Source organism: Johannesbaptistia floridana (genome assembly GCF_057440575.1).
In genome coordinates this window covers 1-16,138 of the sequence record NZ_JALKVM010000191.1, presented here as the reverse complement: position 1 = coordinate 16,138, position 16,138 = coordinate 1, and the positions used below count along the sequence as shown (strand labels likewise).

The following is a 16,138-nucleotide window of genomic DNA, read 5'->3' as shown; positions in this document are numbered from 1 at the left end:
CTTTATACCAAGAAGATAGAGAGAAAGCCAAACAAGAAGGAATACAGCAAGGAATACAAACAGGAGAAGTGAATCTAATATTACGCTTGTTAGAGCGCAAATTAGGGAATATACCCCCTGAATTAGCCACAAAAATCCGTCAATTAACACCACCAGATTTAGAACAATTAGCAGAAGACTTATTAACCTTTGGTAGCTATTCTGATTTAGAAAACTGGTTGCAATAAAATATCAGGTCTCCAAAAGACAATTGACTAGTTGTAAATATGTGTGGAACCAAAATGGCGATCGCTCTTTTTCTAATAAATATAGCAGTAGTTTATATTAGCACAATATAGTTTGATTGATCATAAATGATCCCCCCAACCCCCCTTTACTAAGGGGGGCTTTTTATCACAGTTGTAAACATCTACAAGGCGAGCTTGCTATATCATAGAAAGTGAGAATGCGATCGCCATAAAAAAACTGCCTAGTCAACAGAGATAACCCCATCTCAGATCTTGCCTCTTTACCTAATGTTACTGGTGGTGGTTGAGTAATGAGTAATGAGTAATGAGTAATGAGTAATGAGTAATGAGTAAGAAGTTTTGAAGTAAGGAGTAAGGAGTAAGGAGTAAGGAGTTTTGAAGTAATGAGTTTTGAAGTCTTGAAGTAATGAGTTTTGAAGTAAAAGAGTTGATCCTAACCACTTAAAAATTGATTTTCGCCTGTTGGCCTATTTAGTACTTTTTTAGGAGTACAAAATATGAGTTAAATAAAACAAATCCCATTCCAATGGAATTATGAATGGGATTATTTAAATAATTAAGCGCTGAAGTACTTAGCTACAGGGTGATAAGTAATAATCGCACTAGTTGACTGTTCGGGATAAATTTGATCACTTTCATCCATATACATACCAATGCGATCGCACCCTAATAACTCTAGTTGCTTATACTGGTCTTGAATATTAGGACAAGCAGGATAACCGAAGCTATAGCGAGAACCTTGGTAGCGTTGTTGCAGCATATCACGAATATTATCTGGTTCTCCATCAGCAAAGCCTAATTCACAGCGAATACGCGCGTGACACCATTCAGCCAAAGCTTCAGCGGTTTGAACAGCCATACCATGATAATAGAGATAGTCGGTATATTCATTCTCAGCAAAGAGTTTTTGTGCATATTCCGTGGCTATATTTCCCACAGTTACTGCTTGCATGGGGAAAACATCAAGTTTTCCACTATCTTTAGAGGCGAAGAAATCAGCAATACATAAACGGCGTCCTGATTTTTGACGGGGGAATTCAAAAACAGCAACTGGTTTTGAATCAGGAGGAAGATTCCCCCCATTAGCTTGAACTACTTCTGGGTCATAAATCAGTAGAGAATTCCCCTCAGACTGACAGGGAAAATAACCATAAATCACGGTAGGATCTAACAGATTCTCTTTAATTACCCGTTCTTTCCAGTTTTCTAAGAGAGGATATACTTTTTCTGCTAGAAACTCCTCATATTCTTCTTTTGTTTGGTCTTTAGGCTTACGGAATTGCCATTGACCTGCGATTAATGCTTGTAAATCCAGATACCAAAAGATTTCTTTGAGATCAAATTGTGTACTAGTAATCAACTTACTTCCCCAAAATGGAGGAGTAGGACGAGAAATATCAGGATCTACGGCTTCTGATCTTTTTGTATCTATTACCACTGTCTCTGTGGTTGTCTCTTCTTTCACTTTGCCGTTACCATTTTGATTGGTAGCGCCATTATCCTTGGTTTTCCCATTAGAATTAGCTTCAGCGTATTCTTCGAGAAAACCTAAATCATCTGACCATTTACCCTCTTTTTTCGCTGGCATAAGTTGATCCATAAAATTCAGGTCAGAAAAAGCATCTTTCCCATAAATTACTTGACCTTTATAGACTTGGCGACAATCTTCATAAACAAATTTAGGAGTTAAAGCGGCGCCACCTAGAATTACTGGAACCTTGATACCGCGTTCATTGAAAGTTTCGAGATTATCTTTCATGAAGGCCGTAGATTTTACCAGTAGACCACTCATAGCAATACAATCTGGTTGATGTTCCTCGTAGGCTTTGATAATGTTTTCTACTGGTTGTTTAATTCCCAGGTTAATTACCTTATAGCCGTTATTGGTTAAGATAATATCTACCAGGTTTTTACCGATATCGTGTACATCTCCTTTGACGGTAGCAATTACAAACTTACCTTTACCACTATCATCGCTATCACTTTTTTCCATGTAGGGTTCTAGATAAGCTACGGCAGATTTCATAGTTTGGGCCGATTGCAAAACAAAAGGTAGTTGCATTTGTCCACTTGCAAATAATTCTCCTACTACCTTCATGCCATCTAACAAGAAGGTGTTGATAATGTCTAGGGGTGGATAGAGTTCTAAAGCTTTAGCGAGATTGTCTTCTAAGCCGATACGTTCACCATCAATAATATGTCTTTTGAGTTTTTCTTCAATGGGTAAGTTTTCATCTTGAGAAGTATCGCGTTTGGTGGTTTTTCCTGCAAATACTTCTGTTAGTTTAGTTAGAGGGTCATAGGTACAAATATCCCCATCAAACTGACGGCGGTCATAGATTAAATTTCGACATAGTTCTTGATGTTCTGGTTCGATTTTAGCTAAGGGTAGGATTTTATTGGCACTAACTATGGCTGCATCCATTCCTACCTGCATTGATTCGTATAGGAATACAGAGTTAAGAACTTGACGCGCTGCTGGATTTAAGCCAAAGGAAATATTGGAGATACCCAAAACAATATGACAGCCGGGTAATTCTTCTCGAATGCGGCGAATTGCTTCTATGGTAGCTAAGCCATTTTCCCGGTCTTCTTCTATCCCGGTAGATATGGGTAAAGCTAGGGGATCAAAAAATATTTCTGCTGGAGAGATACCGTAGGCGATCGCCGCTTCGTAGGCGCGTTTAGCGATGGCAAATTTTTTCTCCGCCGTCCTTCCCATCCCTTCTTCGTCTATTGTTCCTACTACGATGCCTGCGCCGAATTTCTTGGCTAGTTCTAATACCTTATAAAAGCGTTCGTCTCCATCTTCGTAGTTAGTGGAGTTGAGGATACATTTTCCTCCTGCTACTTTTAACCCTGATTCCATTTTTTGCCATTCTGTAGAGTCTAACATCAATGGCAGGGTCACATTATTTACTAAACGGGAGGCTAATTCGTGCATATCTCTCACCCCGTCCCGTCCTACATAGTCTACGTTAACATCTAAAATATGGGCGCCTTCTTTTACTTGGGATTTAGCCAGAGATACTAAACCATCCCAATCTTCTTCATTGAGAAGTGTGCGACATTTTTTTGACCCACTAGCGTTGAGACGTTCACCGATAATTAAAAACGAGTTATCTTGTATATAATTTTGAGTGCTGTATATTGATGCTGCTGCTGGTTCATATTTTGGCTGACGAGTAGCTACCTGTAAATCTTTACTCATCTCTACTAGTTGCGCTATGTGGTCTGGACGTGTTCCACAACATCCCCCTACTACTTGTACGCCTAAATCTTCCACAAAGTGCATTAAAGACATGCGTAACTCCATAGGAGTTAGTCTGTAATGGGCTTGACCTCCCACGTTTTCTGGTAATCCAGCGTTAGGAATACAGGACACAACAAAGGGGGAATTTTCTGATAAATATTTAATATGTTCTTTCATCAGATCTGGTCCTGTGGCGCAATTTAACCCTAGGATATCTATGGAGTATGGTTCTAAAATCGCTAAAGCTGCGCTAATTTCTGAACCTACTAACATGGTTCCCATTACTTCCATGGTGATTGATACCATGATTGGCAGGCGATCGCCTTTTAATTCAAATACTTCTTCTATGGCGTTTAAGGCGGCTTTTATTTGTAGAACGTCTTGACAGGTTTCTACTAAAAGTAAATCTACTCCTCCATCATATAAACCTTTTACCTGTTCTACATAGGCATTTTTTAAGCTATCAAAATCTATATGTCCTAGGGTTGGTAATTTAGTTCCAGGTCCCATGGAACCTGCTACAAAGCGAGGTTTTTCTGGTGTTGAATATTCTGCTGCTACTTTTTTCGCTAATTCTGCTGCTGTTTTATTTAAATAATAAGCTTTATCTGCTAAATCATATTCTGCTAATACTAGGGGGGTCCCTCCGAAGGTATCAGTTTCTATTACATCTGTTCCTACATCTAAAAAGCCACGATGAACTTTTTCTACTGCTTCTGGTTTGGTGTGAACTAAATATTCATTACAACCTTCGTATTCTGGTCCTCCAAAATCTGCTGCCGTCAGGTTTTGACTTTGGAGAGATGTTCCCATGGCACCATCAAATACAATAACTGGACGACGTGGACTATGTAAATGATCTAGGAAGTAGCTTTTCATATTCTTTACAAATTAGTGTGAATTGATAGGTTTATTTAAATATTAAACAAAACTTTACATTAAAAAAGCAACTAGCGAGTTTTGATAATTTTGATTGTATCCTATTTAACCCGCTTTTCCAAGAGCGATCGCCTAGATAACAATATGATTTTTTTCTTTAATTTTGCTTAATCAAAGTATTGATTGACTATACTAGGAGAGTAAAACTCTCATAAATAATCAATATTGAATATGGATATAAAATTAGTAATGGTTGTTTTAACTAGTCTATTTACTGTATCTGCTCTTTTCTTTGCTACAAGAAACGGTTTCTATGATACAGATAAATATGATGGTAATGGTTGCGCTCACTAAATTCCAGCAATAGAATATATTCAGTCAAGTAGGATAGGAGAGGAGATATAGCAAGCTCGCAAATAGATGTTTACAGTTATCATGAAAAGCCCCCCTTTGTTAAGGGGGGTTGGGGGGATCTGTAAATATAAATATTGTTAACACTACAACGCTCATTGCTATATTACCCGACCTATCCTCAATTATTTCAAGTCAGTTCGTAGGTTGGGTGATCCCTACTCAACCCAACATTAATTTTATTACCTTCTACTTTGGCTGTTGGGTTGCACGACTTTTAAGCAAAACTACAAATCGAATTCATCATCAAGAGAAATGGATATTTTCAAGTTAGACAAAGAGCGATCGCCTAATCATTTTAATACTATATATATACTCTCCTAGCTTTCTTACCTTATTCGTTATGATTTAACTATCAATATGTCCAAGGGGAAATTTTTTTATGACAGTAGTTGCAATTGATTTTGGGACAAGTAACACTGTGGTTAGTATATTAGACTCTCAAAATCAACAGCCAAAAACCCTTTCCTTCCCTGAGATTTCTCAGTCTTATCAAAAAATACCTGTTATTCCTAGTTTAGTTTACGTTGAAGATAACCATACTTATCTCTTTGGAGAACAAGTTAAAAATAGTCGTATAGGTTTAGCGCATCCAGAACGTTTATTTAAAAATTTTAAACGCAATTTAAGTTTTGAAAAAGAGTATGAGATTCGTAAATTAGATGAACAGGAGTATACACCCAAATTAGTTACTACAGTCTTTTTTCAAGAAATCTTATCTCGTCTAAAAACAATCAATATAGAACCTTCTGAATTAATTTTAACTGTTCCGGTAGGGGCTTTTGAAAAATATTCAGACTGGTTAAGAAGTTTAGCACAACAATTAAATATTGCTGAAGTAAAGCTGATAGACGAATCTACAGCAGCGGCGATTGGATATGGTATAAATAACCCTAATTCTCTAGTTTTAGTAGTTGATTTTGGCGGAGGTACCCTTGATTTAAGCTTAATTCGTACAGCAGATATTAATCAAGAAGCAGAAGTAATCGCTAAGTCTGATGGAGAAATTGGTGGAGAAGATATTAATCGATGGATTGTAGAAGATATTTTTCTTCCTCAAATAGGAAAAACTTCTCTGAATAAAATTGAAAGAGTACAGTTACTAGAAAAAGCTGAAAAAATAAAAATAGAACTTTCAACTAAAACAGAAGCTAAAGATAGCTTTTTCGATGAAGAGAAAATCACAGCTTATTGTTTATCTCTTAAGCGCAAAACATTGGAACAGTTATTAGAAGATAAATTTTTTTTAGAAAGATTAAATATAGCTTTAGATGAGATTATAGATATAGCCAGAGTCAAGGGTATCAAGGAAGAAGCGATTCAAGAGGTATTATTAGTAGGAGGAAGTTGTTTAATTCCTGCTGTTCAAGAACTAATCAAAGCTCGTTTTCAGCCTTATCGAGTTAAAGTTAATAAACCATTTGAAGCCGTTTCTCATGGTGCTTTGATGGCCACTAAAATAGCTAAAATTAATGACTATTTACGCCATAGTTACACAATTAGAACTTGTGCTAATCGAGAGACAAATCAAGCAGAATATAGAGCAATTTTTGCGAAGGAAAGTAGATATCCTCAGGAAAATAACCAAATTCCTCCCCTACAAGTGAAATATACAGGACAAGATGCTATAGAACTTAATATTTTTGAAATCGCAGAAAAGTGGGATTCTGAGGTGATTTATGATAGTGATGGAAGAATTAGCGGGAGAAAGTGCCAAAAGACAGAAGTTCCTAAATTTTTAGGCAAATGTCTAATTCCCCTCAATCCTTTAGGAGAAGTAGGTGTAGACCGTATTTTAGTTAAGTTTGCAGTTTCTATAGAAAGAGTCTTAGAGGTAACAGCTATAGATTTGCTAACTAACAACACTTTATTAGAGAGAAAAATAGTAGCAGAGTTGGACTAATTTTTACTGACTCCTCAACTCAGACCTCGCATCTTTACCCAAAGTTACTTGTGGTGGTTGAGTAATGAGTAATGAGTAATGAGTAATGAGTAATGAGTAAGGAGTCTTGAAGTGAGGAAGTCTTGAAGTCTTGAAGTAATAAGTAATGAGTTTTTAAGTAATGAGTTAAAGAATTAATGCTCAACGCTTAAAAATTGGTTGACCTTTGTAAGATATAAGGCGAAAGAGAAATGAACTTTTTCTGAGGTTAATTTAGTACATAAGTACTGGTGCTTTGATATGAGTTTAACTTGAAAGATTTGAAGCAAACTTGATTTTATCAAGATACCAAATTGGTTTAAAGTTTTATATTAATTAGGAGAATATTGTAATAACTATCTATGAGTCAAAATAATTTAATCTATGTAATAGCTACAGGTGTACAATTAGAGATGGTGCAAATACTTGGTGGTGAATTCCTCATGGGAAGTAAACAGGGTAATAGCGATGAAATACCTCAACACCCAGTCACAATATCACCCTTCGCCCTTGGCAAGTATCCAATTACCCAAGCCCAATATCAAGCAATCATGGGTAATAATCCTTCTAATTTTCAAGGAGATGATTTACCAGTAGAATGTGTATCATGGGATGATGCAGTAGAGTTTTGTAACAAACTAAGCCAAGCAACAGGCTTAGAATTTAGACTACCAAGTGAAGCTGAGTGGGAATACACTTGTCAAGCTGGTAGTGAAACAAGTTATTGTTTCGGAGAAAATAGTAATCACCTAAAAGAATATGCTTGGTATCGAGATAATTCTAATAGTCAAACTCAATCAGTAGGGCAAAAAAAACCTAATGCTTGGGGATTATACGATATGCACGGAAATGTCTGGGAGTGGTGTGGTGATGATTGGCATGATAATTATCAAGGAGCACCTCGGGATGGTAGTATATGGTTAAACCCAAGCCCCGAATTTGAAATACAAAAAAACACTAATAATAAATATAAAGTAATGCGTGGTGGGTCTTGGTTTAACAGTGCTAGTTGCTGTCGTTCCACCTATCGTAGTAAGTTTGTGAGTATGTATAGGGATTACGACCTCGGCGGGTTTCGCGTTGCATTGGTTTTTTAAACTTAGAAAAAGGTGTGAAGCAAACTGGAGGATAATAAAATTAATGTTGGGTTTCGTTCCTCAACCCAACCTACGAACTAAAATTTTGTCTTAGCTAGAAGCTAGACACCACAAAAGTTGACGATCTTTTTAGCTATTATTAGAAAAAAGGGGATTTATTATTATCAAAAAATCCCTAAATCCGTTAACTTCTAACTTTAAATTGATCTAAATTAAGCAAGAGAAGCGGATTTAGCACCCCTTTCGTTAGCCCATTGGATTAATTCGGCGATTTGTTCCCGGGCGATCGCCGCTAATGGTACAGTTTGACTAATAGCTGCAATAATATCCGCATTGGTAAACTCTCTCCCTACAGTATAAGCTTGTTGCATCGCATCAATAATTGTTTGTTCGATTTCTGCACCATTAAAATTATTGGCCTCCCTCGCTAAATTTCGGATGTCATACTTTTGCCAAGTTTGAGGGCGGAATTTTTGCAGTTGTACCGCGAAAATTTGTTCTCTTTCTCTCGGTGTAGGTAGATTAAGAAAAAAGATTTCATCGAATCTTCCCTTCCTTAGAAATTCTGCTGGTAACTTTTTCACATCGTTGGCGGTGGCTACAATAAAAACTGGACTTGTCTTTTCCTGCATCCAGGTGATAATTGTACCAAATACCCGACGGGAAGTACCAGAATCTCCATCAATACCTGAAGTTATATTACCAAATGCTTTATCTACTTCATCTATCCAAAGGACACAGGGGGCGATTGCTTCAGTAATTTGAATCATTTGTCTAACTCTACTCTCACTCTCTCCCACAATCCCCCCAAATAACCGGCCTACATCTAAACGTAAGAGGGGAAATTTCCACTCAAAAGCAATAGTTTTAGCTGATAGAGATTTTCCTGTTCCCTGAATACCTACTAAGAGAACACCTTTGGGAGTAGGTATACCATATTCTTTGGCTTGACTACTAAAAGAAGCTTGTCTAATTTGTACCCAATTCTTCAGATTTTCCAAACCTCCCACATCGTCTAGAGATTCCTGGGTATTTAAAAACTCTAAGATTTGCGTTTGGCGAATAATTTGCCTTTTTTCTGCTAAGACTATCTTAATATCTGATTCATCTATTAAACTTTTAGTAGCAACTGCTTTAGCAAGAATTAACTCAATTTTAGTAGCAGTTAGTCCTTGAAAAGCTTTAACGAGATTTTCTCTCTCCTCTAGTCTTAGTTTGACAAAATTTGGATTTACTTTGGTCTCAATAATTTGGTTAATTTCCTCAATATCAGGAAGGGGAAAGTCAATAACGTTTACTTCTTCGCTTAATTCTACGGGAAGTTCTAAAAAGTGACTAGTGATAATGATAGTTTGACGAGTATATTTTAATTCTTTGACAAGATTCTTTAATTCTCGAATAATAGGAGCATTGGGAGTATTATTTTTTAAAAAGTGATATATATCTCGCAGATGATAGATAATACTCGGTTCTTGTCCTTGTGAAGGGTTATTATCTTGTATATTCTGTTGAATCCGTCCAAAAGCCCCCATAAGGTTACCCTTAGCTTGTCCATTATCCTGCCAACCTCTAGCCACATCCCAAGCTAAAATTTGTGGAGTTACTTTCAATTTAGTGTGTAATGGTAGTTGTTGTAGCGCCTTTTCTACAGCCTCCTCCTCTCGGGTGATAAGATAAATTAGAGGATACCTCGCCCGTAAAAGAACATCTACTTGTTCAACTAGTTGCTGATGTCGATTAGAAAAGGTTGGCATCTTGGTGATTGATTTTTATATTAATTACTAGGATATTGTAACAACTCTCTATCTCTATAAGATAAAATAAAAGTTACGCGATCGCCAAATATTAACGCATCATGGTTCAATCAAACAATCAATCAGGTGAAAAAGACCCGGTTTTAGGCACAGATACATTATCTAGTGAGTGTAATCAGGATTCAAAGACACAATTTCTCTGGGGTATAGATAAAAACCTGGAAAAGGCAATTCGTAGATCTATAAATCTACTAAACTATAATCAAATAATTAGTGAAAAACAATTACAAGAAACTAAAGAACTAAATTTAGCTAAAGCTGATGTCTCAGATTTAACAGGGATAGAAAAATTTACCAATTTAGTTAGCCTGGATTTAACTTCTAATCCTTTGAATAATGAACAACTAAAACATCTGCAAAGCTTAACTAACTTAAAAGTATTGAAGTTAGATAATAATAACCTATCAGATTTAAATGCGATCGCTACTCTAACTAAATTAAAAGAACTATCTCTAAATAATAATCAGATAGAAAATATCTCCATCTTAGCTAACTTAACAGAATTAGAATCACTATCACTTAACTATAACTCTGTAAGCGCGATCGAGGTACTTAGTCAGTTAACCAACTTAAAAGCAATTTACCTAGATGGTAATAAAATATCAGGACTACAGGCATTAGGGAATCTTACTAACTTAGAAATTCTCTCAGGTAACTACAATCAAATTATCAGTCTTGATGATTTTATCCATAATTTGCTGTCTTTACGTTATCTGAGTCTATCTCATAACCAAATTAAAGCTGAGAAAATCTGTCCTTTAGTCAAGTTAAGAGAATTGAGACAGCTACATTTAGATAATAATCAAATTAAAGATATTCGTTTTCTAGGAGTATTAAGCCAATTAGAAGTTCTCACCATTAATAATAACCCGATTGATGACTGGGAACCATTAAATCATTTAAACCAGCTACAGCCTGTTTATCGTCAACTATGGGAAACAAAATTACCTCTGGAGATGGTATATATACCTGGTGGTAAATTCCTCATGGGTTCAACCAAAAAAAGTAATGAAAGTCCTCAACATGAACTAACCCTATCACCATTCTTATTAGGGAAATACCAAGTTACCCAAGCCCAATATCAAGCAATTATGCAGTGTAATCCCTCCTACTCCAAAGGGGAAAATCTCCCAGTAGAGAACGTAAGCTGGGATAATGCCGTAGAATTTTGTGCCAGATTATCAGAGGAAACAGGTTTAAACTTTAGATTACCTAGTGAAGCCGAGTGGGAATACGCTTGTAGAGCAGCAACCAGTACAGAATATTATTGCGGCGAAAACTTAAATACAAAACAGGCCAACTATAACACCAATAAAACCATAGAAGTAGGAAAATACCCCCCCAATCGCTTTGGATTGTACGATATGTACGGAAACGTCTGGGAGTGGTGTAGCGATGATTGGCATGATAATTATGAGGGGGCGCCCAATGATGGGAGTGTTTGGTCCAACAATTCTCAAGAAAAAGTAATTCGAGGAGGCTGTTTTTATATGAATCAAAGCTACTGCCGTTCTGCATCGCGAAATAGTAACGCCCGTAGTGCTAGACACTTCGATTTTGGATTTCGTGTTGCCTTAGTTTTGTCCACAGATACAGTAAGAGAGGTAGACTCAGATGTTGCATCTTTGCCAAAAGTTGCAGGTTGTGTTTGAGTAATGAGTAAGGAGTAATGAGTAATGAGTTTTGAAGTAAGAAGTCTTGAAGTCTTGAAGTCTTGAAGTCTTGGAGTTAAAGAATTAATGCGATCGCCCTTAAAAATTGGTTGACCGAGTGCAAGATCTGAGGCGAAAGAGAAATGAACTTTTTCTGAGGTTAATTTAGTACATAAGTTTTGGTGCTTGGCTCTAAATATAAGTAGTAGTAGGGGCGCAAGGCTTGCGCCCCATTCCCGGCTTGCGCCCCATTCCCGGCTTGCGCCCCATTCCCGGCTTGCGCCCCATTCCCGGCTTGCGCCCCATTCCCGGCTTGCGCCCCATTCCCGGCTTGCGCCCCATTCCCGGCTTGCGCCCCATTCCCGGCTTGCGCCCCATTCCCGGCTTGCGCCCCATTCCCGGCTTGCGCCCCATTCCCGGCTTGCGCCCCATTCCCGGCTTGCGCCCCATTCCCGGCTTGCGCCCCATTCCCGGCTTGCGCCCCTACCAATACTGCGTAGGTTAGGGATTTTGACTTTTCTTTGAGGCAAGCAGAGGAGCAGGGAGACCGAAGCAGGGAGAGGGATTTTCGGCTTTCTCCCCCGCCCCCTGCTCCGGTGCTCCCTTGCAGTCTCAACAGATAATCTTCAAAACATACGCAGTATTGGCGCCCCTACTACGAGGCATTAATCAGAATTTGATATCACTAACTCTAGCAGGGACTATGATATTTTCCCCCTCTTGATAACCAACTTGTCGAATATAAACTAGTTTCCCTGGTTGAATTTCTGTGTTATCTGCTTGATGTAAAATGGGATTATACTCAACTTGTTCACCAGGAGAACCAATCGTTTGATAATTCCAACTCTCTAAGAGATTTTCTAAAGAGACAGTTAATAGAGGGAGAATATTTTTAGCTGGTAAATCAGGGTTATCTTTGATCTTCTGGCGAATAGTAGGATAATTAACTAATAAACTCTCTAACTCTTTGAAACTAGCTTTCTTAAAGTTAAAATTTTGCCAAGAATTTTGTTGTTGTACGTTAGCCTGTAAATCTTCTATTCGTTTATCTTTATCAGCGATTGCAGCTTTTAATTTTAATACCCTATCTTCTGCATTAGTTTGAACTGGAGAGTAAATAATACTTAACAAAAATCCTGTCAAAACTAGCCACAACAACAAACCAAAAACAAAATCACTAACACTAATCATAGTTATAAAAACCTCCCCACATTTCCCACTTTATAACAAAATACTCCCTAGTTAAACATCAATAATAAATTGATCGCCTCTGAGATTAAGAACACCAGGAAGAATAGCAAAAGGAGAACCTATACCTAAACCGGGGCGATCGCCATTAGAATTATAGAAAACTGTACTAGTTGCTTGGCTAAAAACAATCATAGCATTACTATTAGCAACTTCAGCATCACTACCCACTATAGCAAAATCATTAAGATCACTAAAACCATTGCCAACCCTACTGTTTAATGTCCTAAAAGTTGTTTTAGAGAGAACAATACGATCTACACCAGAAAAATCCGTAATGGTGTCAATCCCTAGATGATTGCGTCTAAAACTTTTACCAGTTTCAAAACGAAACTGATCCCGACCAGCATCACCTGTAAGTAGATCATCACCAGCATTACCAACTAAGATATCATTACCGCGATCGCCTTTAATCAGATCATTACCTGCATCACCTTGTAAAAAATTATTGCCGCGATTACCAGTAATTTGATTATGGAGTCTATTCCCGATACCATCAAGGTTAGCAGTACCTTCGAGCCTCAAGTTTTCTACTTGTGGAGGTAGAATTAGGCTTTGATCATCAGCAACCAAAGTATCAGTAATTGTGACAATCCCTTGACTATCAGTGATATTGATAGGCTGATTAGGAACTCCCAAATTAATTTTAAACTGCTTATCTACTTCACTTTGATTATTATTAGGAATGACAATACTAATTACTTGAGTTTGTTCTCTCGGTTTGAATCTAACTCGACCAGTTTGAGCTTTGTAGTCTTTATTAGCCACAGCAGAATCATTAGTAGTTTGATAGGGAATAAGTAGCATACTGGGAGCGGGTTCAGACAAACTGACTTTTACGGAGGCTTTGAGAGCCGAACCTTCCACAAAAGTGAGGTCTTCGATAGACAGATTCAAGGAACTGTAATCGAAATCATCATTAATAATTGTATAAGTAGCAGTAGTTTGTTCCCCTAGTACAACATCATTACCCATCAGATTGGTGATTTTCAGACGAATTGTTTCATCATCTTCAAAAAGATTATCTTTGTAGATTGGTAGCCTAATGTTTTTAAGTGTTTGACCTGGTTTAAAACTAACTGGAAAGCTAAACTTATTGATGTAGTCATTATTAGCGGTAGCTGTTCCTGGTGGCGAGTCTAAACTTACCTGTACAGTGGCTCTTTCACTAGTATCTCCTGTCCTAATTAATTGAGCAATAGTTCGATTTTGAGGTTTTTGATGATGATGACTACCTTCTACTCCTTGGTAGTTAGCTTGATTAAAGGCAATAACTGAAGTTTCTGGACCTGGATTAGCTAGAGTTTCTGTGACAATTTGATTGATTTGAGAATCAAAAAAAACTCGCGCATTGCCCAAACGCAATTCAGAATTGAGACCAAATCCGGTGACATCAGCAGTAAGAGGTGCTCCTGTACCAACCACCATCACCACCCAGATATCCATATTACTATCCCTAGTTTCTATTTGTAGAGGATCGCCTGGAATCACAGTAGCATTAGAAGGATTAAGAATCCACCCTTTGAGGTAACTATCCTTGTTACCTTCAAGCAAGAAAGTTTTGATCCTTCCTTCCTGACCTGCCGTGACGGTAATGCCACCGTCATCTAAATAAGTCCCCAGGTTAACTTGCCAAGTATAGATATGGTCTTCAACATCAGCTAAACGGTCTAGGGTTGATAGGAGGGCACTGCCTGCATTGCCAGAAAAATCTACCAGCATGTGTCGTTTTGCTTCATCGATACCCAAACTTTCGTAGACACTACCTCCATCAACAATAACATAGCCTCCAGTAGTCCGGGCTTCAAAAAACTCAGGAGCGCCCGTGAGAGTTTGACTGCCAACTTGACCATCTACAATAAGTTTGCTGTAGTATTGAGAATCGTTTTCTTTTGTAGGTCCGCCAAAGTAGTGTGTATCGTAGGCATGGAGTCCTAAGGCAAAAGCTTCAGAACGATCCCAACTGCGTGGATGGTGAGTAAAATCTCCCATCAAGGAAATTAAAATATCATTACTATCCTGCCAGCGGTTACGGAAGAGATAGCTACCTTTCTCACTATCTTCAATGGCAACCGGGAGAATTCCTGTGGGATCAATTCCTATAGTATCTGTTGGGTAGTAAAGAACAGACCAAACAGTACCCCCTCGACGATGATCAAACTTGGCGTCATCTGATGCTGGATTGGCTAAACCGCGATAGTGATCATAAAAATATTGATAGTATGGCTGGTTTGTAGGAGAAGCAGTATCCAACAAAAAGCTACTCCAGCCTTCTGGGTCGAAGCCTATCCAACCCACCCCAAACTGAAGGGAGGTTTGTTCTGCGTCAAAAACCCCAGTGTATAGGGGCAACTGTTCAAAATTAACCTCGTTAAAGACACTTTCTAACTCTGTATCGCCAATGCTACGAAGAGCATAGATAGCAGGCATCAGAAAGCCTCCTGCATAAGCTAGATACCCCTGTCCTTCTTGAGTCAGACCAGTATCACCGTATGCTGTTTCAATGTGTTCTCCAAGCCAGAATTTAAGGTCTCTAAAACGAGCTGCTCGGTTGACTTCTTCGTCAACAGCAAGCATCATCACCAGCTCTGCTGCTCTAGATACGGCTACCCAGTTTGAGCCGTAGGGAGAAGCGAAGTTTGGATGCCAGTAGGAAGGCCAAGCATCCAGGGAGGTTATAATTTTTTGGCGCACGTAATTTTGTTGACTCGTGGTCCAGCCACTAGCCGCCCAATCATAGGCTAAAGCAAATCCCATCCCTGTTGCTGCTCTAGAAAGTCCATAGTTATCCTCTGGTATACGTTGATCTGGGTCGGGATCATTGTGGATAGCGTAGAGGGCATTGTAGGCTATTTGGGCATAGTTCCTATCACCTGTGATTTGATACACAAAGGATGCTTCACGAGCGAGCCAAGCGCGGGCATAGTTCCAATTACCGTCTGTAGCGTATTCGTCATAAACGCGCCAATCATTCTGATCTACTCGTGCTTTCATGGCCTTAAAAGCACGCTGGTGATGAGATCCCGGAGAATTTGTTATGGCAGTACGAATCTCGTTTAGTTTAGCTGAGTCTAGAAATAATCGTGGAGTCATAGTAAAGAAATAATTGTGTAATTTTTGGGAATTTTAATAGTTTTTTTAATACGCCTATCACCGTATTTTTGGTGATAAGCTGAATAGGGAAGAGAGAATAGGAAGAAGCATAAAAGTGTTACTAGTAAATACAATTTACCCCTAAATGCTAGGAGAGTCTTTTTTTATTCCTTTTTATTTTCCGTTTAGCTTTTTTCTCTCAAACGTGGGGAAGAAAATCACTCCTTTGTTTCAATGAATACATTTTAGTCTGAATTTAACTTAAAAACTTGAATTTGTAAGAAAATTACACACATCCGGCTCTAAAAAGTATCAAAAGGTTCGTAGTTGGACTTTAGTCCCAAAAGTCTCAAAAAGTTCGTAGTTGGACTTTAGTCCCAAAAGTATCAAAAGGTTCGTAGTTGGACTTTAGTCCCAAAAGTCTCAAAAAGTTCGTAGTTGGACTTTAGTCCCAAAAGTATCAAAAGGTTCGTAGTTGGACTTTAGTCCCAAAAGTCTCAAAAAGTTCGTAGTTGGACTTTA

9 protein-coding genes are annotated in these 16,138 nt (G+C 38.1%); 5 read left to right on the top strand and 4 right to left on the bottom strand.

The genetic code is table 11. From position 1 onward, the window contains the following. Window positions 1-227: DUF4351 domain-containing protein (locus MW688_RS12875; RefSeq protein WP_486736411.1), on the top strand; the 227-nt coding region annotated here is incomplete at its 5' end. A 577-nt stretch (window positions 228-804) separates the two neighbouring features. Here MW688_RS12875 and metH read toward each other — a convergent pair. After that, complete coding sequence (gene metH / locus MW688_RS12870) at window positions 805-4,380, bottom strand: methionine synthase (RefSeq protein WP_486736410.1); 3,576 nt, start codon at window positions 4,378-4,380, stop codon at window positions 805-807. Between the two features lie 793 nt (window positions 4,381-5,173). Here metH and MW688_RS12865 point away from each other — a divergent pair. Next, the gene (locus MW688_RS12865) at window positions 5,174-6,694 is read left to right on the top strand and encodes an Hsp70 family protein (protein ID WP_486736409.1); all 1,521 of its coding nucleotides are present in this window, start codon (window positions 5,174-5,176) and stop codon (window positions 6,692-6,694) included. Between the two features lie 380 nt (window positions 6,695-7,074). Further along, window positions 7,075-7,809: a formylglycine-generating enzyme family protein gene (locus MW688_RS12860; RefSeq protein WP_486736408.1), complete on the top strand. Its 735-nt coding sequence runs from the start codon at window positions 7,075-7,077 to the stop codon at window positions 7,807-7,809. Between the two features lie 212 nt (window positions 7,810-8,021). Here MW688_RS12860 and MW688_RS12855 read toward each other — a convergent pair whose 3' ends face one another. Then, window positions 8,022-9,563, bottom strand: coding sequence for an AAA family ATPase (locus tag MW688_RS12855; protein WP_486736407.1), 1,542 nt, complete (start codon window positions 9,561-9,563; stop codon window positions 8,022-8,024). 101 nt (window positions 9,564-9,664) lie between these two features. Between MW688_RS12855 and MW688_RS12850 the strand changes: the two genes are divergently transcribed. Both MW688_RS12850 and MW688_RS12845 read left to right on the top strand, forming a co-directional pair. After that, the gene (locus MW688_RS12850) at window positions 9,665-11,275 is read left to right on the top strand and encodes an SUMF1/EgtB/PvdO family nonheme iron enzyme (protein ID WP_486736406.1); all 1,611 of its coding nucleotides are present in this window, start codon (window positions 9,665-9,667) and stop codon (window positions 11,273-11,275) included. A gap of 223 nt (window positions 11,276-11,498) precedes the next feature. Continuing rightward, a complete protein-coding gene (locus MW688_RS12845) occupies window positions 11,499-11,780 on the top strand; it encodes a hypothetical protein (RefSeq protein ID WP_486736405.1) in 282 nt (93 codons plus the stop codon). 164 nt (window positions 11,781-11,944) lie between these two features. Here the strand turns inward: MW688_RS12845 and MW688_RS12840 are convergent, their stop codons facing one another. Together MW688_RS12840 and MW688_RS12835 are read right to left on the bottom strand one after the other, a co-directional pair. Continuing rightward, a complete protein-coding gene (locus tag MW688_RS12840; protein ID WP_486736404.1) occupies window positions 11,945-12,466 on the bottom strand; it encodes a nucleotide exchange factor GrpE in 522 nt (173 codons plus the stop codon). Window positions 12,467-12,517: 51 nt separating this feature from the next. After that, complete coding sequence (locus tag MW688_RS12835; RefSeq protein ID WP_486736403.1) at window positions 12,518-15,616, bottom strand: Calx-beta domain-containing protein; 3,099 nt, start codon at window positions 15,614-15,616, stop codon at window positions 12,518-12,520. Window positions 15,617-16,138: the final 522 nt, after the last annotated feature.

Bases quoted from the DNA above. Each gene is read 5' to 3' on its own strand.
- metH (WP_486736410.1), bottom strand. From the start codon at position 4,380: ATGAAAAGCTACTTCCTAGATCATTTACATAGTCCACGTCGTCCAGTT.
- MW688_RS12865 (WP_486736409.1), top strand. From the start codon at position 5,174: ATGACAGTAGTTGCAATTGATTTTGGGACAAGTAACACTGTGGTTAGT.
- MW688_RS12860 (WP_486736408.1), top strand. From the start codon at position 7,075: ATGAGTCAAAATAATTTAATCTATGTAATAGCTACAGGTGTACAATTA.
- MW688_RS12855 (WP_486736407.1), bottom strand. From the start codon at position 9,563: ATGCCAACCTTTTCTAATCGACATCAGCAACTAGTTGAACAAGTAGAT.
- MW688_RS12850 (WP_486736406.1), top strand. From the start codon at position 9,665: ATGGTTCAATCAAACAATCAATCAGGTGAAAAAGACCCGGTTTTAGGC.
- MW688_RS12840 (WP_486736404.1), bottom strand. From the start codon at position 12,466: ATGATTAGTGTTAGTGATTTTGTTTTTGGTTTGTTGTTGTGGCTAGTT.
- MW688_RS12835 (WP_486736403.1), bottom strand. From the start codon at position 15,616: ATGACTCCACGATTATTTCTAGACTCAGCTAAACTAAACGAGATTCGT.